Origin of the sequence: Actinoplanes sp. NPDC023801, assembly GCF_040639655.1 — a bacterium.
GTDB lineage: Bacteria > Actinomycetota > Actinomycetes > Mycobacteriales > Micromonosporaceae > Actinoplanes.
Genome location: NZ_JBFAAI010000001.1, coordinates 646,467 through 667,877, shown reverse-complemented (window position 1 = coordinate 667,877; position 21,411 = coordinate 646,467). Strand labels below are relative to the sequence as shown.

General features: G+C 70.8%; 22 protein-coding genes and 1 pseudogene. 8 read left to right on the top strand and 15 right to left on the bottom strand.

Going from position 1 to position 21,411, the window contains the following annotated elements:
- Positions 1-23 precede the first annotated feature (23 nt).
- Complete coding sequence (locus AB0G04_RS03285) at positions 24-1,181, bottom strand: NADP-dependent malic enzyme (RefSeq protein WP_360976245.1); 1,158 nt, start codon at positions 1,179-1,181, stop codon at positions 24-26.
- Positions 1,182-1,400: 219 nt separating this feature from the next.
- Positions 1,401-1,709 (bottom strand): S24 family peptidase, encoded by a 309-nt coding sequence (locus AB0G04_RS03280; protein ID WP_360975495.1) that lies wholly within the window; start codon positions 1,707-1,709, stop codon positions 1,401-1,403.
- A gap of 85 nt (positions 1,710-1,794) precedes the next feature.
- On the opposite strand from AB0G04_RS03280, the gene sodN reads away from it, so the two are divergent.
- Together sodN and AB0G04_RS03270 are read left to right on the top strand one after the other, a co-directional pair.
- Complete coding sequence (gene sodN, locus AB0G04_RS03275; RefSeq protein ID WP_360975492.1) at positions 1,795-2,199, top strand: superoxide dismutase, Ni; 405 nt, start codon at positions 1,795-1,797, stop codon at positions 2,197-2,199.
- A 157-nt stretch (positions 2,200-2,356) separates the two neighbouring features.
- Complete coding sequence (locus AB0G04_RS03270; RefSeq protein ID WP_360975489.1) at positions 2,357-2,764, top strand: ATP-binding protein; 408 nt, start codon at positions 2,357-2,359, stop codon at positions 2,762-2,764.
- Between the two features lie 176 nt (positions 2,765-2,940).
- Here the strand turns inward: AB0G04_RS03270 and AB0G04_RS03265 are convergent, their stop codons facing one another.
- Positions 2,941-3,633, bottom strand: a complete 693-nt coding sequence (locus tag AB0G04_RS03265; protein ID WP_360975486.1) for a FadR/GntR family transcriptional regulator — start codon at positions 3,631-3,633, stop codon at positions 2,941-2,943.
- 38 nt (positions 3,634-3,671) lie between these two features.
- Positions 3,672-4,049, bottom strand: coding sequence for a hypothetical protein (locus tag AB0G04_RS03260; RefSeq protein ID WP_360975483.1), 378 nt, complete (start codon positions 4,047-4,049; stop codon positions 3,672-3,674).
- 70 nt (positions 4,050-4,119) lie between these two features.
- On the opposite strand from AB0G04_RS03260, the gene AB0G04_RS03255 reads away from it, so the two are divergent.
- Together AB0G04_RS03255 and AB0G04_RS03250 are read left to right on the top strand one after the other, a co-directional pair.
- Positions 4,120-5,070 (top strand): diacylglycerol kinase family protein, encoded by a 951-nt coding sequence (locus AB0G04_RS03255; RefSeq protein ID WP_360975480.1) that lies wholly within the window; start codon positions 4,120-4,122, stop codon positions 5,068-5,070.
- 411 nt (positions 5,071-5,481) lie between these two features.
- Complete coding sequence (locus AB0G04_RS03250) at positions 5,482-5,736, top strand: WhiB family transcriptional regulator (protein ID WP_093619131.1); 255 nt, start codon at positions 5,482-5,484, stop codon at positions 5,734-5,736.
- Positions 5,737-6,257: 521 nt separating this feature from the next.
- On the opposite strand, the gene AB0G04_RS03245 is transcribed toward AB0G04_RS03250, so the two are convergent.
- The 3 genes from AB0G04_RS03245 to AB0G04_RS03235 form a co-directional block, all read right to left on the bottom strand.
- Complete coding sequence (locus AB0G04_RS03245; protein WP_360975477.1) at positions 6,258-6,998, bottom strand: CbiX/SirB N-terminal domain-containing protein; 741 nt, start codon at positions 6,996-6,998, stop codon at positions 6,258-6,260.
- Positions 6,980-7,744, bottom strand: coding sequence for a phosphoadenylyl-sulfate reductase (locus tag AB0G04_RS03240; protein ID WP_360975474.1), 765 nt, complete (start codon positions 7,742-7,744; stop codon positions 6,980-6,982). Before AB0G04_RS03240 ends, AB0G04_RS03245 begins: the two co-directional genes overlap by 19 nt.
- A 151-nt stretch (positions 7,745-7,895) precedes the next feature.
- Entirely contained in the window at positions 7,896-9,590 is a 1,695-nt protein-coding gene (locus AB0G04_RS03235) for a nitrite/sulfite reductase (protein ID WP_360975471.1), read from the bottom strand.
- A 32-nt stretch (positions 9,591-9,622) separates the two neighbouring features.
- Between AB0G04_RS03235 and AB0G04_RS03230 the strand changes: the two are divergent.
- A pseudogene (locus tag AB0G04_RS03230) lies at positions 9,623-10,681 on the top strand (glycosyltransferase family 39 protein); the annotation flags it as partial.
- Positions 10,682-11,105: 424 nt separating this feature from the next.
- Here the strand turns inward: AB0G04_RS03230 and AB0G04_RS03225 are convergent.
- Positions 11,106-12,650, bottom strand: a complete 1,545-nt coding sequence (locus tag AB0G04_RS03225; RefSeq protein WP_360975468.1) for a histidine kinase N-terminal domain-containing protein — start codon at positions 12,648-12,650, stop codon at positions 11,106-11,108.
- A 15-nt stretch (positions 12,651-12,665) separates the two neighbouring features.
- A complete protein-coding gene (locus AB0G04_RS03220) occupies positions 12,666-13,700 on the bottom strand; it encodes an SIS domain-containing protein (protein WP_360976242.1) in 1,035 nt (344 codons plus the stop codon).
- Between the two features lie 162 nt (positions 13,701-13,862).
- On the opposite strand from AB0G04_RS03220, the gene AB0G04_RS03215 reads away from it, so the two are divergent.
- Positions 13,863-15,386 carry a tetratricopeptide repeat protein gene (locus AB0G04_RS03215; RefSeq protein ID WP_360975465.1) on the top strand — a complete coding sequence of 508 codons (1,524 nt, stop codon included), beginning with the start codon at positions 13,863-13,865 and terminating at the stop codon, positions 15,384-15,386.
- Here AB0G04_RS03215 and AB0G04_RS03210 read toward each other — a convergent pair.
- From AB0G04_RS03210 to AB0G04_RS03185, 6 genes are all read right to left on the bottom strand, one after another.
- Positions 15,383-15,598: a biotin/lipoyl-binding carrier protein gene (locus tag AB0G04_RS03210; RefSeq protein WP_360975462.1), complete on the bottom strand. Its 216-nt coding sequence runs from the start codon at positions 15,596-15,598 to the stop codon at positions 15,383-15,385. The genes AB0G04_RS03215 and AB0G04_RS03210 overlap by 4 nt on opposite strands.
- A 219-nt stretch (positions 15,599-15,817) precedes the next feature.
- Positions 15,818-16,090, bottom strand: coding sequence for a mycothiol system anti-sigma-R factor (rsrA, locus tag AB0G04_RS03205; RefSeq protein ID WP_360975459.1), 273 nt, complete (start codon positions 16,088-16,090; stop codon positions 15,818-15,820).
- Between the two features lie 4 nt (positions 16,091-16,094).
- A complete protein-coding gene (locus AB0G04_RS03200; protein ID WP_360975456.1) occupies positions 16,095-16,898 on the bottom strand; it encodes a sigma-70 family RNA polymerase sigma factor in 804 nt (267 codons plus the stop codon).
- Between the two features lie 73 nt (positions 16,899-16,971).
- Positions 16,972-17,580 carry an alpha/beta family hydrolase gene (locus AB0G04_RS03195; protein ID WP_360975453.1) on the bottom strand — a complete coding sequence of 203 codons (609 nt, stop codon included), beginning with the start codon at positions 17,578-17,580 and terminating at the stop codon, positions 16,972-16,974.
- 13 nt (positions 17,581-17,593) lie between these two features.
- Positions 17,594-17,989 carry a WhiB family transcriptional regulator gene (locus tag AB0G04_RS03190; RefSeq protein WP_360975450.1) on the bottom strand — a complete coding sequence of 132 codons (396 nt, stop codon included), beginning with the start codon at positions 17,987-17,989 and terminating at the stop codon, positions 17,594-17,596.
- Positions 17,990-18,181: 192 nt separating this feature from the next.
- Positions 18,182-18,859 (bottom strand): SOS response-associated peptidase, encoded by a 678-nt coding sequence (locus tag AB0G04_RS03185; RefSeq protein WP_360975447.1) that lies wholly within the window; start codon positions 18,857-18,859, stop codon positions 18,182-18,184.
- Between the two features lie 150 nt (positions 18,860-19,009).
- Here AB0G04_RS03185 and aroA point away from each other — a divergent pair, with 150 nt between their 5' ends.
- Complete coding sequence (gene aroA, locus AB0G04_RS03180) at positions 19,010-20,317, top strand: 3-phosphoshikimate 1-carboxyvinyltransferase (protein WP_360975444.1); 1,308 nt, start codon at positions 19,010-19,012, stop codon at positions 20,315-20,317.
- Positions 20,304-21,365 (top strand): ribosome small subunit-dependent GTPase A, encoded by a 1,062-nt coding sequence (gene rsgA, locus AB0G04_RS03175; RefSeq protein WP_360976239.1) that lies wholly within the window; start codon positions 20,304-20,306, stop codon positions 21,363-21,365. Before aroA ends, rsgA begins: the two co-directional genes overlap by 14 nt.
- Positions 21,366-21,411 lie beyond the last annotated feature (46 nt).

Here is a 21,411-nt window from a genome sequence, read left to right as displayed (position 1 = left end):
GCGGCGTGACCGCCGTCGATCGCTCAGACGGGCTGAGGCTCGGCCGCGGGCGCCGGAGCGGCCACGCGACCGGCGACCCCGTCCTCGATGGCCGCGGCGGCAACGGCGGCAGCGACCGCCGGAGCGACCCGCGGGTCCAGCGGTGACGGCACGATGGCCTCCGGCCGGAGGTCGTCGGAGACGATCGCCGCGATCGCGTCGGCCGCCGCCACCTTCATCCGGTCGGTGATCGTGCTCGCCCGCACGTCGAGCGCCCCGCGGAAGATGCCGGGGAACGCCAGGACGTTGTTGATCTGGTTGGGGAAGTCGCTGCGGCCGGTCGCGACGATCGCCGCGTACCGGTGCGCGACGGTCGGGTGGACCTCGGGTGTGGGGTTGGCCAGCGCGAAGATGATCGCGCCCGGAGCCATGCCGGCCAGCGCCTCCTCCGGGATGCTGCCGCCGGAGACACCGACGAGCACGTCGGCGCCGATCAGCGCCTCCGCGATCCCGCCGGTACGCCCGGAGACGTTGGTGGCGGCAGCGATCTCCGCCTTCATCCCGCTGAGATCGGTGCGCTCGCCGTGGATGATGCCGCGCGAGTCGACGACGATCATGTTGGCGCCCTCGACACCGGCCGCGATCAGGGTGTTCGTGATCGCGACGCCGGCCGCACCGGCTCCGCTGATCACCACGCGCAGGTCGCCGAAGGAACGGCCGAGCAGCTTCGCGGCGTTACGCAGGGCCGCGAGCGTGACGACGGCCGTGCCGTGCTGGTCGTCGTGGAAGACCGGGATGTCGAGCTCGGCGTCGAGGCGGCGCTCGATCTCGAAACAGCGCGGGGCGCTGATGTCCTCCAGGTTGATGCCGCCGAACGACGGTGCCATCGCCTTGACCGTGGCGATGATGCCCTCGACGTCCTGGGTGTCCAGGACGATCGGGATCGAGTCCACGCCACCGAACTGCTTGAAGAGGACCGACTTGCCCTCCATGACCGGCATGGCGGCCTTGGGGCCGATGTTGCCGAGGCCGAGGACGGCGGATCCGTCGGTGACCACGGCGACCGTGTTCGAGACCCAGGTGTAGTCGGAGTAGAGCCCCTCGTCCTCGGCGATCGCCTCGCAGACCCGGGCGACACCCGGGGTGTAGGCCAGCGAGAGGTCGTCACGACTGGCCAGCGGGACGGTCGCGCTCATCGTCATCTTGCCCCGGCGGTGCAGGTCGAAAACGGGATCGGCGGCGAGGGCGGGATCGAGCTCGAAACTGAAGAAAGACACGGTGAAACTCCACACTGCATCGACATTGATACGTGGCACCTGGCGGAATTCCGGTCGCGAGTATGCGCCGGAACCGCGGTGCGATGCGGGGATCACCCGGTACAACCACCTCCAGCGCGGGTGTGCGCTGGGGATCAGAGGACACTAACTTAACCGGAACGGTCTCGGGTAGTACCGAAATATCACACGCCCGAGAACATCGGCGACGCCGTGAGCACGGGAATCGTCCTCCACGAATTCGTTGTCGCCGAGCAGCCACCACCCCCCGTCGCGCTCCGCGACGGCCCGTTTGACGACGAGCAGACCGGGCCGGGACCGGAACTCGGCGACCACGATGTCACCAGGGCGTACGCGCGCGCCGCGCCGGACGATCAGGGCGTCCCCCGCGCGCAGTGCCGGGACCATGGAGGGTCCCCGTACGAGCACGGCGAACAGTGGTAATTGCCACCTCAAGGCATCAAGCCTCCGTCGCGTTACCCCATGGGCGTAAGGGGTAGTGTCAACCTCGGATCATCGCAAACTCTATGGAGGAGTCCTGATGCGACTTCCGCGTTTCCTCACCCCGCGCACTGTGGTCAGCGCCCACTGCGACCTGCCGTGCGGCGTCTACGACCCGGCCCAGGCCCGGATCGAGGCCGAGTCGATCAAGGCGATCGCCGAGAAGTACCAGGGGAACACCGACCCCGAGTTCCGCACCCGTGCGATCCTCATCAAGGAGCAGCGCGCCGAGCTGGTCAAGCACCACCTGTGGGTCCTGTGGACCGACTACTTCAAGGCCCCGCACTTCGAGAAGTACCCGAACCTGCACCAGCTCTTCAACGAGGCCACCAAGCTCGCCGGCGCCGCCGGTGCCAAGGGCTCGGTCGACCCGGCGATCGCCGAGCAGCTCCTCGGCAAGATCGAGGAGATCTCCAAGATCTTCTGGGAGACCAAGCAGGCCTGACCGTGACGGTCAACCGGTGGCCGGCCCGCTCCTTACGCGTGCCGGCCCACCGACGTCCGCGCCACCGGATCACCCGCACGGAAAGAACAGGCGGTCACCGGGTGATCCCGTAGCGTCCTTCAGCCGCTACAGTCTCTCCATCGGGAGGAGGGCTCGGATGACTCAGATGACGGACACGGAGCCGGACGTCGGAGACGACGTCGTACTGCTGACGGTTCCCGCCGACGGCGGCTATCTCGGCGTCCTCCGGACAGCCACCGCGGGCCTCGCCGCCCGCCTGCACTTCGCCCTCGACGAGATCGAGGACCTGCGCATCGCCGTCGATGAGGCCTGCGCCATGCTCCTGGCCATCGCCACCCGCAACGCCGAACTCGAATGCCGCTTCGCCGTCACCGACGACGCACTCACCGTCGAGGTGACCGTCGCCACGGTCCGCGGCGCCCAGCTCCCGTCGGAGTCGTCCTTCGCCTGGAAGGTGCTGACGGCCCTCACCACGAGCGCCGCCGCCGAGGCCAACGGCCGGCACGCCACGATTCGCCTGCTGACCCGGCGCACCGAGTTCTGACCCGGGCGCGGCGCGGGGCTTTTCCAACCTTGTGACCAGCGGCGTTCTACGCATCGTCACGTGACTCGCCCTCGCGGAACCACCGGGAATGGGTGGGGCGCCTGGGCTTTCCCCGGGCCTTGCGCCGGCGGCCTTCTGCGGGTTGGCCGTGGTTCGGCGGGTGGCCGGTTCGGGGGTCAGCGCAGGGTTTTTGCTATGTAGTCGAGGTGGGTTGCTGCTGCTCTGGTGGCGCCCTCGGCGTCCTGTGCTGTCAGGCAGTCGAGGATGGCCCGGTGGTCGCTGTCAATCCGGGTCCAATAACCCTCGGGCAGCGCACCGATCACCTCCTCGCCATAGGTGACCTGGTAGATCGGGCGGCCCACCAGTTCGAAAAGTGGGTTGCCGGTGGCCTTGGCGACTCCCCGGTGGAACTCCGAGTGGGCGGCCAGCATCGTTTCGAAGTCGTCGATGTCGGGGTCGAAGAGTGCGCCCCGCAGTTCGGCGAGGTGACTGTCGGCCCGGCGGACGGCGGCCAGCCCGGCGGCCGGTACCTCCAGGGCGCGCCGCAGCTCCAGCAGATCGGCAAGTCCGATTGCCGCGGAATGCGTGAGCAGCGCAAATCCGGTGGAGAGGCCGTCCGCGAGCTGCTCGGCGTCCGGGTGGGCGACGAAGCTGCCGCCGGTGACACCACGGGTCGTCACGATGAGGTGCTGACTGGCGAGCAGGCGCAGCGCCTCACGTACGGTGCTGCGGCTGACGCCGATCTTCACGCACAGTTCGGGTTCGGGTGGGAGTCGCTCGCCGGGTTGCAGCCGGCCGGACGTGATCTCCGCGCGCAACTCGTCCGCGAGCTGCTGATACGCGGGCGGGCGTACCGTTGATCCGGTCACCCGTACAGGTTAGGCCCTGATCCGCTCGCGGAGCCCCGTTAATCGACACCCAACGCTCGGCTGCTTGGTGGAACCAGGATCAGCGCAGCGGTCAGCGCGCCCAGGATCAGCGCTGCGACCCCCATCCAGACCGTCCCGTACTGGAGCAGGAATCCCCCGGTGGCCAGCAGGAACAGCTGCACCACGACGGCCGGTCCGCGGGCCCGGACGGAACGCCGCCCGAGGGCGCGCGCGATCAGGAGGACCGAGACCGCGGCGAGAGCACACATCACGGTCAGCGAGGCGGCGACCGCGACGACGACGTCGTCGCGGGTCAGATCGAGGACGATGAGGTACGCGGTCAGCGCGCTCAGCCCGGCGCCCTGCAGGTAGAGCAGCCGGACCCCCCAGTCGAGGGTGGCGGCGCTGGTACTCACGGGATTCTCACCGGTCACTGGTGCACCATACCGACAGTCTTCGGGCTGCCCGGCGGGTACAGTGCCGCGCATGCGAGCGTTGCTGGTGGTCAACCCCCGGGCGACGACGACGAGCGAACGCAGCCGGGACGTGCTGGTCCGGGCGCTGCGCAGTGCCGTGGACTTGACGGTGCGCTACACGGAACGGCGCGGTCACGCCACGAAACTGGCCCGCGACGCGGCGGAGAGCGGCGTCGACCTGGTGGTCACCCTCGGTGGCGACGGCACCGTGAACGAGGCGGTGAACGGTCTGCTGACCGCGCCGGCCGCGCTCGCCGATCTTCCCGGCCCGATCGCCGGCCGGCTTCCGGCGCTGGCCGTGGTGCCGGGCGGTTCGACGAACGTCTTCGCCCGCGCACTCGGCATGCCCCGCGACTGGGCGGACGGTACGAGTGTGGTCCTCGACGGCCTACGCGACGGCCGGCACCGGGTGGTCGGGCTGGGCCGGGCCGACGACCGCTACTTCACGTTCACAGCGGGCCTCGGCTGGGACGCGGCGACGATCCGGCGGGTGGAGCAGGCGCGAATGCGCGGCCGCACGTCGACGCCGGCGCTCTACATGCGTTCCACGGTCAGCCAGTTCCTCAGAGGTTCGGACCGGAAGAATCCGCCGCTGACTCTGGAGTGGCCGGGTGAGACCCCGGACACGGAGCTCGGCACGGTGATCGTGCAGAACACCGCGCCCTGGACGTACGTTGGCGACCGCCCTGTCCATTTGAATCCGGACGCGTCGTTCGAACTCGGACTCGATGTGCTGGCGTTGCGGAGGCTGACGGTCCCGAGCAGCGCGCGGACCGTGACACAGCTCGCGTGGCGTGCGACCGATCCGCGAGGTAAACAGGTGTTACGTCGTCATGACGTCACCGAGTTCACCGTGGTTGCGTCCCGGCCCCAGGCATTCCAGCTGGACGGCGACTACCTAGGGGAACGACAGAAAGTGCACTTCGTGTCCGTCCCGTCTGCGCTACGTGTGATCTGCTGACTGCGGGGTACGTGTTCCGGACAGGTGCTCACGATCCGTTACAGAAACACGGGCAAAAGGTCTGCGAAGTGGCCGGGACCGTACTACATTGATGGGAGCGTTCGTCAACCGGCTCCGGCACGAGCGATGGAACCGGACATATGGGTGCGTGAGCCAGCTCACCCGCCGGGAGAAACTTCCAGCGCTACCCTTGACAACGCGTGAGTTCGTGAAAGCATTCACAAGCGATAAGAAGTAACCGGTTGCGGCTTGTGCGCGTTCCTAATCCAGAAGCGCCAAACAGCACCGAACAGAAAAGCTTGCTGACGCATCGGTGAGCGTACGGGTACAAGCCGTCGCCAACCACTGCGCTCGCATATAGGTAAACAGCACTGTTTTCATTACCCCATCCGAAACAAGGAGTTTGCCGCCATGGACTGGCGTCACGATGCGATCTGCCGCGACGAGGACCCCGAGCTGTTCTTCCCGATCGGGACGAGTGGGCCGGCGCTCCTGCAGGTCGAGCAGGCCAAGGCCGTGTGCCGGCGGTGCCCGGTGACCGAGGAATGCCTCTCGTGGGCACTCGAGTCTGGACAGGACGCCGGCGTATGGGGCGGGATGAGCGAAGACGAGCGACGCGCAGTCAAGCGTCGTGGTGGCCTTCGGGTCGGCGCTCCCACCGCTTGAATCAATCCTCCACACAGCATTCACGCCCCGGGCCGTACGGCACCGGGGCGTCTTGCTGTTTCGGGCTCCTCACAGCGCGTCGCACTCCATTGTGCGCCAATTCGATCACGGTACGTTTCCGCCGGTCGCTGAAATGATCTCGAAATGCCATCCATGACGCTTTGCGTCGCGACTCCTGCACACTCCGCAATGGACGATGGCCTTCCGGATCCCAATGACCGCCGAATATCGCATAGCGCAGAGCGATCGTCGCCGAGAGTAACGGCCCCGAGATATTGCCAGCCATCTCTCAGGATCCGCCCCGATCCCGGCTCCCCCACCGGCTCCCCCACCGGCTGCCACACACCGCTGCCTCCAACGTCACGAGACAGCGCTGAGAGCCAGCCCGGCCCCCGCAGCTGTGCCGCACTGATGTCTCAGCGCAGCTGAGACGGCGGTGAGAGCCAGCCGGGCCCAACGCGGCTGTGCAGCACCGCTGCCTCAGCGCAGCTGAGACGGCGGTGGGAGCCGGCCGGAGGGGTTCAGGCGGCGTTCGCCAGTGGACCGGCGAGGATCGGATCGACCCGGGCACCGATCAGGCGAACCAGTTCGAGGGCGTCACCCAGGGGCTCGGCGACCGCCACCGCACCGGCCGATCGCGCCGCGTCCACCGAAGCGTCATAGAGCAGACCGGGCGCCAGGAAGTAGGCGGCCATCCCGACTCGGCGGGCCCCGGCCGCGCGCAGCCCGCTGACAGCCTCATCGGCCCGCGGACCCGGGCCGGAGGCGTACGAGACCGCCGACGGCAGTCCCAGGCGCTCTCCGAGGGCCACGGCGGCATCCGCGACGGTCTGCCGGGCGGCGTCGTTCCGGGTGCCGGCAGCGGCCAGCACGACGGCGTCCAGGCCGGTCCGGGGCAGCCGCCGGGAGACCGCGCCGAGCAGCAGCGGGGAGGCCGGGCCGAGGACGTCGGTAGCGGTCACCCGGATCGACAGCGCGGCGGCCTCCCGGATCACCGCGGGCAGGTCCACCCGGCCGTGGTAGGCGGCGGTGAGCAGCAGCGGCACGAGAACCGCGCGCGGGCCGGGCAGTGCGGCGAGCACGTCGAGCGGGCGGGGCCCGGCGTGGTCGAGGTACGAAGCCCGCACCGTCCAGTCCGGCCGGGCCCGCTGGACGGCCCGCGCCAGCGACGACGTCGACGCGGCCGCCCGGGGATCACGGCTGCCGTGGGCCACCAGGACCACGGCCGGCCGTCGGGGGGTGGTCAGACGTGCAGACCGCATTCGGTCTTCTCGAACATCGCCCAGCGTCCGGCGCGCGGGTCCTCGCCGGCCTTGGTGCGCCGGGTGCACGGCCAGCAGCCGATCGACCCGTAGCCCTTCTTGAACAGCTCGTTGACCGGCACGTCCCACCGGCTGATGTAGGCGTTGACGTCGTCCTCGGTCCAGGCGGCGATCGGGTTGACCTTCACCTTGCCCTTCTTGGCGTCGAACGCGACCATCGGCGTGTTGGCGCGGGTCGGCGACTCGTCGCGGCGCAGGCCGGTCGCCCACGCGTCGTACTCGCCGAGGGCACGCTCGAGCGGCTCCACCTTGCGCAGGAAGCAGCATTCGTCGGGGCTGCGGGCGAACAGGCGGGGACCGTACTCGCCGTCCTGCTGGCCGACGGTCAGGCGCGGGCGGATCGAGCGGACGTTGACGTTCATCGTGCGTACGACCGTGTCCCGGACCTTGAGGGTCTCCGGGAAGTGCAGGCCGGTGTCGAGGAAGACCACGTCCACGCCGGGCGAGACCCGGGAGAAGAGGTGGGCCACGACGGCGTCGGCCATCGAGCTGGTGACGCAGAACCGCTCGCCGAAGGTGTCGGTCGCCCACTTGGCGATCTCCTCGGCGGGGGCACCTTCGAGAGCTTCGGCGGCCGCGAGGGCGAGCGCCTTCAGCTCGGCGGGTTTACGACGTTCGGGATCAGCGCCGGCGACGGGTCCGCCCAGACTGATGAGGCCTAGACCGGAGGCGTTGAGGAGACTCATTTGCTCACTCCCTTGGACAGAAGGCCGATGAACTTGACGGAGAAGACACGGGCGCAGGAGTGACACTCCCAGGCGCCGTGCGACGCCTCGTTGGGTCGCAAGTCCTCGTCGCCGCAGTAGGGGCAGTACATGGGCGGCTGGCGGTTCTCGCTCATTTGAGGAGTTCCTCCTCGGCCCGGAGCACCCAGTTGGAGAACGTCTCGCCCTCGTCCCGGCCGTCCAGGTAGTGCTGGGCGACGCGTTCCACGTACTCCGGAAGCTCCTCGGCCGTGGTCTTGAGACCGCGGACCTTGCGCCCGAAGCCGGCCGTCTCGCCCTTGGCCATGCCGAGGGCGCCACCGAGGTGGATCTGGAAGCCCTCGACCTGCTCACCGTGCGAGTTCAGGACGAGCTGGCCCTTGAGGCCGATGTCGGCGACCTGGGTCCGGGCACAGGCGTTCGGGCAGCCGTTGAGGTGGATCGACAGGTCGGCGTCGAAGCCCTTGAGCCGGTCCTCGAGCCGGGCCACCAGTTCCTCACCGCGCGCCTTGGTCTCGACGATGGCGAGCTTGCAGTACTCGATGCCGGTGCAGGCCATGGTGCCCCGCCGGAACGCCGACGGCCGCGCCTCCAGCCCGATCGCGCGCAGCCCGGTCACCAGGCTCTCCACCTGGTCATCGGCAACATCAAGGACAAGGAGCTTCTGGTACGCGGTGAGCCGCACCCGCTCCGAGCCGTGTGCCTCGACCAGGTCGGCGAGTTTGGTCAGCTGCTCACCCGACGAACGCCCGACGACCGGCGCCGCGCCCACGTAATTGCGGCCGTCGCGCTGCTTGTGCACGCCGATGTGGTCGATCGGGCGGTCCGGCAGGTCCGGCGACGGCCCGTCGATCAGGGCGCGCCCGAGGTACTCCTTCTCCAGGACCTCGCGGAACTTCTCCACCCCCCAGTCGGCGAGCAGGAACTTGAGCCGGGCCCGGTGCCGCAGGCGGCGGTAGCCGTAGTCGCGGAAGATGCCGACCACGCCCTCCCACACGTCCGGGATCTCGGCGAGCGGCACCCACACGCCGAGCCGCTCGGCCAGGCGCGGGTTGGTGGACAGTCCGCCGCCGACCCAGAGGTCGAAACCGGGGCCGTGGTCGGGGTGCTGCACGCCGACGAACGAGATGTCGTTGGCCTGATAGGGACCGTCGGCCAGCCAGGAGATCTGCGACTTGAACTTGCGCGGCAGGTTGGAGTAGGCGGGGTTGCCGACGTACCGCTTGACGATCTCGTCGATGGCGGGCGTCCCGTCGATCACCTCGTCGACCGAGATGCCGGCGACCGGGCTGCCCAGCACGACACGCGGGCAGTCACCGCACGCCTCGGTGGTCTGCAGGCCGACCGCCTCCAGCCGGCGCCAGATCTCCGGCATGTCCTCGACCCGGATCCAGTGCATCTGGATGTTCTGCCGGTCGGTGATGTCGGCGCTGCCGCGGGCGAACTCGGTCGCGATCCCGGCGATGGCGCGCAGCTGGGCGAGGTTCAGGGCGCCGCCGTCGATGCGGACCCGGAGCATGAAGTACTCGTCCTCGAGCTCCTCGGGCTCGAGGACCGCGGTGCGGCCGCCGTCGATCCCGGCGCGGCGCTGGGTGTAGAGACCCCACCAGCGGAACCGTCCGCGCAGGTCGGCCGGGTCGATCGAGGCGAAGCCACCGTGCGCGTAGATGTTCTCGATCCGCGCGCGGACGTTGAGCGGGTTGTCGTCCTTCTTGCTGCGTTCGTTGGGGTTCAGCGGCTCGCGGTGTCCGAGCGCCCACTGACCCTCGCCGCGCGCCTTACGGGGGCGGGCGGTCGGCCTTGCAGCGGGAGTGTTGCTGGGCGCCATCTCGGCGTTCCTCCGGGTTTCGTGGGCGCGCGATGCCGCTCACGGCCCTGAGGAGGCTCGTGACATCTGTGTCAGGAGTGGGGGCCCGGCGGTCTCGCGCCCAAACTGGAAATCGGGCGTCGTCAGGAAGCCGGACACATAGCGCTGCGGACGCGGCCGTAGTCGACGTGGCGGCGGGCCACGAAGCGGCGGTCAACTGCAGCGGTCATGTCGAAAGCCTCTCACGCGCAGGCATTCTCGGCCAGCACGGTCCAGATTTCGGGAGTGTGCCGAGTCGCACAACGCCAACATCTTGTAACAGTCTCCCCCTAAGCTGTAACGCCACGCCCGGTAGCCGTTCCGACACGGTGAGATACGGTGGCACGCCAGGGCCCCGGATTGCGACACTCGGTCCGGAGGCGCGCATGCCCGCTGAGACCGCCCATGACGACTCGCCGACCCGGCCGCTCGCCGGTCCGCGCCCGGCCCGGCAGCACCGCCCCGCCGGCCTGCTCCGGACCTGGGCACCGTCGATCATCCCGGCCGCGGTCACACTCGCCGCCGGCCGGTACGGCCTGGGCGTTCCGGCGGCCGGCCCCGGCGAGGGCATCTCCGGCCCGGCACCGGGACCGGTGCAGATCATCGAGGCGGGACGGGCCACCGACGCCGTGCACGTGCCGTACCAGCTGTTCCTGGATTTCTGGGCGGAGATCTCCGGCGACCAGATCATCAGCCTGCGGATCCCGTCGCTGATCGCGGTCACGCTCGGCGTGGGCGTCGCCGCGGAACTCGGCCGGCGCGTACTCAGTCCCGGTGCCGGGCTCTGCGGCGGGCTGCTGCTGGCCGCCCTGCCGATCGTCAGCCGGACCGCGCAGAGCGCCGAGCCGTGGGGCCTGGCGTTCCTCTTCGCCACCACCGCGACGCTGATGCTCTACCTGGTGCTCGACGAACCGGGCTGGGCGCGCTGGCTCGGGTACGGGACGTCGGTCGCACTTGCCGGACTGGCTCATCCGGCGGCGCTGCTCGTGCTGGCCGGGCACACCTTCACGGTCTGGTCCCGGTGGCGGCTCAGCCGGGAGCGGGCACTCTTCTGGTGGTTCCCGGTGACCGTGCTCGCTCTCGTACCGCCGGCGCCGTTGAGCTCCCTCGGGGTACGGCAGCACACCCCGCTTTTCGCCTGGCGCCCGGACACGCCCTGGGACCTGGTCCGCGAGACGCCGGAGGCGTTCTTCGGTGCGGCGACCGCCGGACTTGTGGTGACCGGACTCGCTCTGGTCGCGCGCTGGCCGGACCGGGCGTTGCTGCGGGAACTGGCCGTACTCGCCGCCGTACCACCGCTCGCGTTGCTCGGCGCTTCCTTCCTGACCGGGCCGCTGTGGGATCCGCGGCACGTGCTGTTCGCCCTGCCCGCCGTGACGCTCTGCGCCGCGGCCGCCCTGCGCGGCCTGCGACTGCGGGCCGTGATCGCGATCGTCCTGGTCGCCGCCCTCGGCCTGCCGCGCCAGGCCGTGCTCCGGACGCCGGACGGCCATCGGGTCAGCGCTTCCCGAGCGGCACCACCAGGACCGCCTCGGTGCCGCTGCCGGCCCGGTTGCGCAGTTCGATGCTGCCCCGCAGTTCACCGGTGGCCAGCGCCCGGACGATCTGCAGGCCCAGCCGGTTGCTGCCCTCGAACTTGAAGCCGTCCGGCAGGCCCCGCCCGTTGTCGGCCACGGTGACATGCAGCTGCTTGCGGAACCGGTGCGCCGAGACCACGACCTCGCCCTCGGCCGCGCCCGGCTGCGGCTCGGCGTCCTCGTCGGGGGCCGGGAAACCGTGCTCGACCGCGTTGATCAGCAACTCGTTCAGCACCATCACGAGCGAGGTGGCGATCTCGGCCGGCAGTACCCCGAAGGTGCCCTCGCGGCGGATCTTCACCGGGAAGCCGGTGGTGGCCACCTCGGTCGCGGCCGAGGCGACCCGGTCCACGATGCCGTCGAACTCGACGGCCTCGTCGCTCGACATCGACAGGGTCTCGTGCACGAGGGCGATCGACGCGACGCGGCGTACCGACTCCTCCAGCGCCATCCGGGCCTCCGGCGCGTCCACCCGGCGGGCCTGCAGGCGCAGCAGCGCCGCCACGGTCTGGAGGTTGTTCTTCACCCGGTGATGGATCTCCCGGATGGTGGCGTCCTTGGTCATCAGCGCCCGCTCCCGGCGGCGCACCTCGGTCACGTCCCGGACCAGCACCAGTGCGCCGATCGGCACCCCGGCCGGTAGCAGGGGCAGCGCCCGGGTCAGCACCGTGGCGCCGCGTGCCTCCACCTCCATCCGGGCCGGGAACTCGCCACGCAGCGAGGCCAGGATGCGTTCGGCGGCGTCGTTGCCCTCGAGCGGGTCACCGGAAAGCCGGCTGGACAGTTTCGCCAGCTCCTCGCCGACCAGGTGGGCGTTGAAACCGAGCCGGCGGTAGGCGGACTGTGCGTTCGGGCTGGCGTAGGTCACCTTGCCGGAGGCGTCGAGCCGGATCAGGCCGTCGCCGACCCGCGGTGCCGAGGTGATCTCGCCGGGCAGACGGGGCGGCGGGAATGTGCCGTCCGCCACCATCTGCGCCAGGTCGTCGGCGGTCGTCAGGTAGTTGAGCTCGAGCTGGCTGGGGGTGCGCGCGGTGCTCAGGTTGGTGTCGCGGCCGATCACCGCGATCACCTCGCTGAGCGCCTCCTCCAGGTCGGTGGCGTCCCGCAGCCGGACCGGGATGGCCTCGTGGCGGGCGGGCGTGTCGCCGTACCAGACCGGATCGCCCTCCCGCCAGATCCGCTCCTGCGTGATGGCGACGTCCAGGTGCGCCACCTCCGGCCCGCCGACGATCTTGCCCACCTGGTCGTCCTGGTACGCCGTGGGCGCGGTGGTCGGCCGCACCTGCGCGACGCAGAGGAACTCCCGCGGCCGCCGTGGCTCCCCCTTGATCGGCACCCAGAGCAGCAGGTCGGCGAAGGACAGGTCGGACAGCAACTGCCAGTCGCCGGCGATCCGGTGCAGGTGGTCGATGTCGGCGGGGCTGAGGCCGGTGTGTTCTTCGGCGAGATCACGCAGGGTGGACACGGCCTCAGCTTATTTCTAAAGCGTCGAGGTGACCTTCTTCAGTCCACGCGGCGCATCGGGATCTTCGCCACGCGCCAGCGAGAGCGCGAGCGCGAGCTGCTGCAGCGGCAGGATGTCGAGCAGCGGCGAGTACCGCTCGTCGACGGCCGGGACGGCGAGCCGGGCCGAGGCGCCGGGCACGTCCACGGCACCGATCGTCACCACGTCGGCACGGCGCTCACCGAGCCGGGTCACCACGTCGCGCATCGACCGGCCGCCGGGCCCCTCACCGGCCACGGCGAGGACCGGGACGTCCGGGTCGGCCATGGCGAGCGGGCCGTGCAACAGATCGGCTCCGGAGAACGCGAGCGCCGGAAGGTAGGAGGTCTCCATCAGCTTGAGGGCGGCCTCCCGGGCGGTCGGGTACGCATACCCGCGCCCGGTGGTGACCAGGCTCGACGCGAACCGGTACCGCTGGGCGAGCTCGGTCGCGGAGCGGTCGGCCAGCACCTCGGAGGCAAGCCGGGGCAGCTTCTCCAGCGCCGCGCGCTCCTCGCCGGGCAGTTGCCCGTCGCCGGCGCGGATGCCCTCGACCAGCATCAGGAGGGCGAGCAGCTCGGCCGTGTACGTCTTGGTGGCCGCGACGGCCCGCTCGTGACCGGCCGCCACGTCGATGGAGAGCTCGGCCGCGCGCGCCAGCGGGGATTCGGGGTTGTTGGTGACGGCCAGGGTCAGCGCGCCGGTCTCCCGAGCGACGCTGAGCACGCCGGTGAGGTCGGGTGAGCCGCCGCTCTGGCTGACTCCGATGACCAGGGTGCCGGTGAGATCGGGGCGGGCGCCGTAGAGCGTGATCGCGCTCGGGGAGGCACTGGCCACCGGCAGGCCGAGCCGGATCTCGGCCAGGTACGCGCCGTAGAGGGCGGCGTGGTCGGACGTGCCGCGGCCGACGAAGAGGACGCTGCGGGGAGCCCGGCGGGCCACCTCGGCGGCGACGGCGGCGATCTCACCGGACGGACCGGCCTCCAGCAGCCGCGCGAAACCGGCGGGTTGTTCCGCGATGTCCTCCGACATCCCCAGGCCTCGCTGTGTCACGTGATCCTCCCCTTCTCGCGCGATCCATGCGCATTCGGTGCGCAGTCTTGCAATAAGAAGCTTAGTTGGTCAAGGTTTCGTGCACAAACGAGCAAACGTGAGGACTGACAATCTCTCCCTCTTCCCCTAGGGTCTTCACTCGTGGAATCTCGCCCCTCGGCCCGCCGCGACCTCGCGCGCGCCCGCGCCGCACTGGACGCCGGCGAGACCGCGCCCGCGGCCGCGTTCCTCGCCGCCGCGCTGGCCCACGCACCCACCCTGCCCGACACACACGAGCTGCTCAGCCGCTTGGCGGCACAGGCCGGTGGCGGGCTGGAACTCTTCCCCGCCGAACCACACGCGCCGATCGGCCGGCTCGCTGCCCGCGCACACCTGCTGGCCGCCGCGGGCCGCCCCGAAGAGGGTCTTCCACTGCTCGCCGCCGCCAGCGGGCACGCCCCGGCGCTCGACTGGGCCGGTGTCCCCTGGGTCGCCGATCCCGCCCTCGGCGCCCGCATCGACCCCGGCCAGCTGGCCCGCACCGTGATGCGCCTCTGCACCGCCGTCGGCGACCCGGCCCCGGCGGACACCGTGAACCCGCTCCGCCCCTACCTGACCGTGCTGCGGCACGCCGTCACCGCGCACGGCGAGCACGCGATGCTGCTCGGTGCCGGCTCGGCACTGGCTCGCCGGCTCGGCGAGGTCCGCCTCGCGGTCGAGTGGGCCGGGCGCGGCGCTCGCTCACAGCCGTCCAAACTCGGCGAGATCTGGCTCGGGTACGCGTACCGCAGCGCCGGCCGGATGCCGGAGGCCCTCGCCGCCCTCCGCCGGGCCGTCGCGTACGACCCCGACGACCTCTCGGTCTACGCCGACGTCGCGGCCACCCTGGCCGACCTGGGCCGGCTCGACGAGGCGCTGCGCTGGACCGAGCTCGCCCTCGAACGCGATCCGGCCTTCGACTGCGTGGTGCACACCGCCCACCGGCTGCGGTACCGCGCCGACGGCGACGTCGCCCACCTGGTCGAGCTGGCCGACTTCATCCGCGACCATCCAGACGACGCGCACGAGCACACCGACCTGGAGGAGTGCTGCCGCAGCACGCCGTGGCTCGGTGGCCTGCCCGCCGGACAGCCCCTGCCCGCCGGCCGGGCCCCGGTCAACGCCGAGCCGTCCGCGGACGCGCTGCGCCGGCTGCAGCGGATCGCCGGCCAGACCTGGCCGCACCCGCCCGGCGCCTACGACCGGGCACTCGGCCTGGTCCTGGTCGAGCCGTGGGAGCTGCTGGCCCTTCTCGCCCACCCGGAGACGGTCGGCCTGGAGGTGTGGGCCTGCCTGGGGCTGCTGCACCACGGGACCGAGGAGCCGTGGGCCGAGTCGAGCCGCCGGCGTCTGCTGCTCGGCCTGCTCGACGGTGACGTCGACCGGGTGACCCAGGCCGCGCTGTTCGCTCTGATCGCCTACGCCTGGGTGGATCCGGAGGCCCGCGAGGACATCGCCGCGGTGGTGGCCGGGCGGCTCACCGAGACCGCCTCCGGCCCGTCCGCCCGCGCGGTCGCCGAACTGGCTCTCGCCGCACCCGCCCTGGACCGGCCCACCCGGGAACTGGCCGCGGCCACGCTCCGGGTGCCGGCCGTTCCGCGCCAGCGTGGCCGGGGACGCTCCCTGCTGCGCTGGCGGCGGGACTAACCGATCACCGCGATCAGATCGCCCTCATGGACGACGTCGCCCTCGTGGACCGCCACCTGGGAGACGGTGCCGCCGGACTCGGCGAGCACCGGGATCTCCATCTTCATCGACTCGAGGATCACCAGCGTGTCGCCATGGGTGACGGTGGCACCCGCCGTCGTCACAACTTTCCACACGTTGGCGACCATCTCGGCCCGTATCTCGTCCGCCATGGGTGTCATCACATCACGGCCAGGGTGCGGGTGAGTCCGGCTCGTCCCGACGCGCCGACTACGATCGGCAGCGAGTTCACGCACGACGGACAGGAGTGCCGGTATGGCGAAGAAGGCCCGTAGGAAGAGAGCCCGTAAGAAGAGCGCCGCCAACCACGGCAAGCGCCCCAACAGCTGAAACGCAAAAAAGGCCCGGCATACGCCGGGCCTTTTGGCGACTCAGGGGAGGAACTCCCGGGCTTCGGTCTGGACCTCGAGCTGGCCGAGCTTCGACCGGAGCCGGTCGCGCAGCTCCGCCGGGGCCCGCTCGTCACCGCAGCAGCGGCTGACCAGAGCCTTCACCTCGTGCTCGATGCCGAACTCGCGCAGGCATCCGGGGCAGTCGTCGAGGTGCTTCTGGATCAGCTGACGGCGATCCTCCGAGCACTCCAGGTCCAGGTAGAGGTAGACCTCGCTGAGGACGGCACTGCAGTCGTTCTCCTCGTGCTCCATGTCGTCACGCCCCCTGGGGCTCGGAGGTCGCGGTCCGGGTGATGCCACGGTCCACCGCATATTGCTCCAGCAGCTTGCGGAGGTTGCGGCGGCCGCGGTGCAGCCGGGACATGACCGTTCCGATGGGCGTGCCCATGATGTCGGCGATCTCCTTGTACGAGAAACCCTCGACATCGGCGAGGTAGACGGCGAGCCGGAAGTCCTCCGGCAGGGACTGCAGCGCTTCCTTGATGTCGCTGTCGGGCAGACGGTCCAGCGCCTCGGTCTCGGCCGATCGCAGACCCTGCGACGTGTGCGACTCACTCGACGCGAGCTGCCAGTCGGTGATCTCCTCGGTCGGCGCCTGCACCGGCTGCCGTTGCTTGCGCCGGTACGAGTTGATGTACGTGTTCGTCAGGATCCGGTAGAGCCAGGCCTTGAGGTTCGTCCCCTGCTCGAACTGGTGGAACGCGGAGAACGCTTTGAGGAACGTCTCCTGCACCAGGTCCTCGGCATCGGCCGGGTTGCGGGTCATCCGCAGGCCGGCTGCATAGAGCTGGTCGACGAACGGCAACGCCTCACGCTCGAAGCGCTGACGTCGCTCATCGGTCCGTTCCTTCTGGGCCACCCTCGACTCTCCCCTCGACCGCCCCGCCGAGGATACGGGTAGTGCCCCTGTAACGCTCTCGAAAACCGCCGGTGTGCTCACGCTCACCGACGGTCGCGCGGGCGGAGCCTCCACCGCGGGCCATTCGGGGGAACCCAGAAGGTCCCGCACCCGGTCCGCCTTCCGGCCGTCGCGCTCGACGCTTCCGACACCGGCACCCACTGGCTAACCCCTTCCGCTGACTGTGTCCAGTCGGGTAACGCCGGTCGCGGGGCCGTGCATTCCCCGGCCGGTGTCACCGTGCCCAGGAGTGGCGGCGAAGCCAGGCCAGAACGATCTCCGCGGTGCCGGGGAGATCCTTTCGCAGATCGTGCACCGCACCTGGACGAACGACGACCTCGACCGGTCCGCCACCTTCCGGAACGCCGAACGGATCGCGATCCCCGTTGACCACCAGCGTGGGCACGCCGGCCGGAAGCTCACCGGCCCGGCTCTTCTCCGGCCGGCCCGGCGGGTGCAGCGGGAAGGCAAGGGCGAGAACCCCCGCGGCGCCCAGCGTCGTCACGGTCCGGCAGGCGACCCGCGCTCCGCTCGACCGCCCTCCGACGATCAACGGCATCGGCGGTACGCGCAACGCGCCCACCACCGTCGTCCAGGCCTCGTCGAGGTGACCGGCCGGAGCGGGCGCGCGGCGGCCGGCGACCCGGTACGGCTGGGTGACCAGCGCGACCCGCACGCCGGCCGCCACCGCCGCGTCGTGCACCGCGACCAGGTCGGGCGCGTCGACACCGCCCCCGGCGCCGTGGCCGAGGACGAGCAGGGCGAGCGCCGGACCGGCCGGTTCGGTGACGGTCACGGCGGCGGGGCCGCGTGGGGTCTCGATGGTGATCTCGGAGCGGGTCACGCGCTCCGTTGTATCAGCGGCTGACGGGCGTCAGCGTCAGAAGACGGCGATCCTCGTCGTCCGGCGAGTCGTCGACCTCCTCGCCGTTGGCCTGGATGCGTTCCCGCCACGCGACGAGCATCGCTCGGCGTTCCCGTGGCGTGGTACCGCCCCAGACCCCGTGACAGTCGCCGACCTGCAAGGCCCAGGCCAGGCACGGCCCTTGCACGTCGCACGTGCCGCAGAGCGCGACGGCTCCACCGGACGGCTCGTTGGGTGCTGGAAAAAATGTCTCGGGATCCACGCTCCGGCAGGCGCCGCGTGTGCGCCAGGCCTCATCAGTGCTTCGTTGCGCGATCGCCTCGAGCAGTCGCGGGTCGCGTCGCGCGATAGCAACCTCGTGCGGACGCGGCATGCGTGCTCGTGTCATCAGCCCACCTCCCCCGTGGGACCGGAACTGCATGTGGCGGCCGGGCCGCACCTTACGGTCCAGCACCACTCCGGCGCTGGTTTGTACCGCAGGCAGCAAGATCAGAACAAGGGGTTGATCTATCTTCAAACAAAGTTTCCCATTCGGAATAGCCACATATTCCGACAAATACTCTTGTTGATCTTAGAGAGTTCAAAAAAGCGTAACGTTGATGTCCGGCTCGATCAGCTCGGGACCGTTGTTGCGTACGTTGCCCACCGCGGCCCCGACCGGACGCACCTCGATGGCCTCCAGAGCGCTCTCCGACAGCGGGCGCAACAACCGCTCCGGGTCCCCGCCGCCGGCCAGCCAGTCGGCCCACCGGTCGGCCGGCAGGATCAGCGGCATCCGGTCGTGCACCCGCTTCAGACCGCCGAGCGCCGCGGTCGTGATCACGCTGCAGGTGAGCACCGACTCCGGACCCCAGGCCGACCACAGACCGGCGAAGACCAGCGGCGCCCCGTCCACCGGCGTCATGTAGAACGCCTGCTTCCGCTTGCCGTCCCGGACCCACTCGAACCAGCCGTCAGCCGGGACCAGACAGCGCCGCTTCGCGAAGGACGACGCGAACGAGCGCAGCTCCGTGACCGTCTCGGCCCGCGCGTTGATCATGCGAGCGCCCGCCTTCAGGTCCTTGGCCCAGTGCGGCACGAGACCCCAGCGGGCGGTGTCCAGCACCCGGCCCTCGTGCTCCTTCGACATCCGCACCAGCGGCACCGGGTCGGTGGGAGCGACGTTCCAGCTGGCACGCAGCGGCTCGGCAACATCGACGGCCTCGAAAAGCTGGCTGAGGTCGGCGTTGCTCTTGGTCGTGGCGTATCGGCCGCACATGAGCCGAAGGCTACGCCGCCCGCCGCACGCCCGTCCGCCCCGAAACACTCCCAGCTGTGCAGCTGGGGGTCACCCGGACGGGCGGTGCGGTGGCGGACATGTCTCGCGGGCCGGGATCACGACCGGGGATTGTCGGAGGGCGACGGCACAATGGCGGGCGTGACTGCTCAACCTCGCCCCTGGACCGCCCCGTCCGCCACCGGCCCGGTCACGGCGACCGTCCGGCTGCCCGGCTCCAAGTCGATGACCGCCCGCGCCCTGATCCTGGCCGCCCTGGCCGACGGCCGGTCGGTGATCGAGGCGCCGCTGCGGGCCCGCGACACCGTGCTGATGTCCGCCGGCCTGCGCGCGCTCGGCGTCGGGGTGGACACCGGCGACGAGGACCGCTGGGTGGTCACGCCCGGCCCGTTCCGCGGTCCGGCCCGGGTCGACGTGGGGCTGGCCGGCACGATCATGCGGTTCCTGCCACCGGCGGCGGCGCTCGCCGACGGGGTGGTCGAGTTCGACGGCGACCCGCACGCCCGCAACCGGCCGATGGGCCCGATCGTGGAGGCGCTGCGCGCGCTGGGGGTGTCGCTCGACGCCTCGCCCACCGGCGGTCTGCCGCTCACCGTGCACGGCACCGGCGGGGTCGAGGGTGGCGAGGCGGTGATCGACGCGTCGGCGTCCAGCCAGTTCGTCTCCGGGTTGCTGCTGTCCGCCGCGCGCTTCGGCAAGGGCCTGACCCTGCGCCACGAGGGCCCTCCGGTGCCGTCCGCCCCGCATCTGCGGATGACCACGCACATGCTGCGGGCCGCGGGCGCCGAGGTGGACGAGAGCGTGCCGGACGTGTGGCGGGTCGAGCCGGGGACACTGCGCGGCCGGACGTGGACGATCGAGCCCGATCTGTCCGGCGCGGCGCCGTTCTTCGCGGCGGCGGCGGTCACCGGCGGGGCCGTCACCCTGGCGGGCTGGCCGGCCGACAGCTGGCAGCCGGTCGGTCAGGTCACCGAGATCTTCCGGAGCCTGGGTGCGGAGGTCACCTCCTCGGCCGAGGGCCTGACCGTGCGGGGCACCGGCACCTTGCGCGGGATCACCGCCGACCTGTCGGAGGTCAGTGAGCTGACCCCGGTGGTGTCGGCGCTGGCGGCTCTCGCGGAGGGACCGTCCGAGTTGCGCGGGGTGGAGCACATCCGGGGTCACGAGACGGACCGGATCGCCGCGCTCGCCGCCGAGCTGGGCAAGGTGGGTGCCGGGGTGACCGAGTTCCGTGACGGTCTGCGCATCGAGCCGCGGCCGTTGCACGGTGCGGTCTTCGAGACGTACGCGGATCATCGGATGGCCCATGCCGCCGCCGTCATCGGACTCGCCGTGCCGGGGGTGGACCTCGCCGACGTAAGTTGTACGTCGAAGACGTTGCCCGAGTTCCCCGAACTCTGGGCTGGACTCGTGCAAGGAGCGGAATCTGCCAGCGCGTAAACGGGAGTACGACGAGGACGACGTCCGGATCCGGCCGGGCCGGTCGTCCCGCCCGCGTACCCGCACCCGCCCGAAACACGACGACGCCGTCGATGCCCTGGTCATCACGGTGGACCGGGGTCGCTACGGCTGTGTCCGTGAGGACGGGACCGGCGATGACGTGATCACCGCGATGCGTGCCCGCGAGCTGGGCCGCAAATCGGTGGTGGTGGGCGACCGCGTGGCGCTGGTCGGCGACTCGTCCGGCTCGGCCGGCACGCTGGCCCGGATCGTCCGGATCGCCGAGCGGACGTCGGTGCTGCGCCGGACGGCGGACGACGACGACACCACGCCCGAGGGCCGGCTCGAGCGGGTGGTGGTGGCCAACGCCGACCAGCTGGTCATCGTGAGCGCGCTGTCCGACCCGCCGCCGCGGACCGGGTTCATCGACCGGTGCCTGGTGGCGGCGTACGACGCGGGCATCGAACCGCTGCTCTGCCTGACCAAGGCCGACCTGGCCGGCCCGGAACAGGTGCTCGGCTATTACGCCGAACTGGATCTGCCGCACGTGCTGGTCCGCCCCGGCAGCGACCTGGACGAGTTGCGCGGCCGGCTGGCGGGCCGCCTCTCGGTGATGGTCGGTCACTCCGGAGTGGGCAAGTCGACGCTGGTGAACCGCCTGGTCCCGGATGCGCTGCGGGCGGTCGGCGTGGTGAGCGCGATCGGCAAGGGCCGGCACACGTCGACCAGTGCGGTGGCGTTGCGGCTGCCGACGGTCGGCCGGTCCCGCAAGGACCCGGGCTGGATCATCGACACCCCGGGCATCCGGAGTTTCGGGCTGGCGCACGTGAGCGCGGAAAGCCTGCTGCACGGCTTCCCGGACCTGGTCGAGGGCACCTTGGAGGACCAGCCGAACTGCGGGCACACGGCCGCCGACGCGGACTGCCGGCTGGACGCGTGGGTGGCGGAGGGGAAGGCCGACGAGCGCCGTCTGGCCTCGTACCGACGGCTGCTCTCCTCCCGGGCCGGCGAGGGTGACGGCCGGGACACCCCCGCGGAGCAGGCCTGATCTTGAACATCGGGACGAAGTCCGACGGCGAAACGCGTGCGCCGGG

Excerpts from the sequence above, each read along its gene's own strand:
- AB0G04_RS03255 (WP_360975480.1), top strand. The coding sequence starts at position 4,120 with ATGCGAGCGTTGCTGGTGGTCAACCCCCGGGCGACGACGACGAGCGAA.
- AB0G04_RS03240 (WP_360975474.1), bottom strand. The coding sequence starts at position 7,744 with ATGAGTCTCCTCAACGCCTCCGGTCTAGGCCTCATCAGTCTGGGCGGA.
- AB0G04_RS03250 (WP_093619131.1), top strand. The coding sequence starts at position 5,482 with ATGGACTGGCGTCACGATGCGATCTGCCGCGACGAGGACCCCGAGCTG.
- AB0G04_RS03185 (WP_360975447.1), bottom strand. The coding sequence starts at position 18,859 with ATGTGCGGCCGATACGCCACGACCAAGAGCAACGCCGACCTCAGCCAG.
- AB0G04_RS03285 (WP_360976245.1), bottom strand. The coding sequence starts at position 1,181 with ATGACGATGAGCGCGACCGTCCCGCTGGCCAGTCGTGACGACCTCTCG.
- aroA (WP_360975444.1), top strand. The coding sequence starts at position 19,010 with ATGGCGGGCGTGACTGCTCAACCTCGCCCCTGGACCGCCCCGTCCGCC.
- AB0G04_RS03270 (WP_360975489.1), top strand. The coding sequence starts at position 2,357 with ATGACTCAGATGACGGACACGGAGCCGGACGTCGGAGACGACGTCGTA.
- AB0G04_RS03245 (WP_360975477.1), bottom strand. The coding sequence starts at position 6,998 with ATGCGGTCTGCACGTCTGACCACCCCCCGACGGCCGGCCGTGGTCCTG.
- AB0G04_RS03210 (WP_360975462.1), bottom strand. The coding sequence starts at position 15,598 with ATGGCGGACGAGATACGGGCCGAGATGGTCGCCAACGTGTGGAAAGTT.
- AB0G04_RS03235 (WP_360975471.1), bottom strand. The coding sequence starts at position 9,590 with ATGGCGCCCAGCAACACTCCCGCTGCAAGGCCGACCGCCCGCCCCCGT.
- AB0G04_RS03220 (WP_360976242.1), bottom strand. The coding sequence starts at position 13,700 with ATGTCGGAGGACATCGCGGAACAACCCGCCGGTTTCGCGCGGCTGCTG.
- AB0G04_RS03190 (WP_360975450.1), bottom strand. The coding sequence starts at position 17,989 with ATGACACGAGCACGCATGCCGCGTCCGCACGAGGTTGCTATCGCGCGA.
- sodN (WP_360975492.1), top strand. The coding sequence starts at position 1,795 with ATGCGACTTCCGCGTTTCCTCACCCCGCGCACTGTGGTCAGCGCCCAC.
- rsrA (WP_360975459.1), bottom strand. The coding sequence starts at position 16,090 with ATGGAGCACGAGGAGAACGACTGCAGTGCCGTCCTCAGCGAGGTCTAC.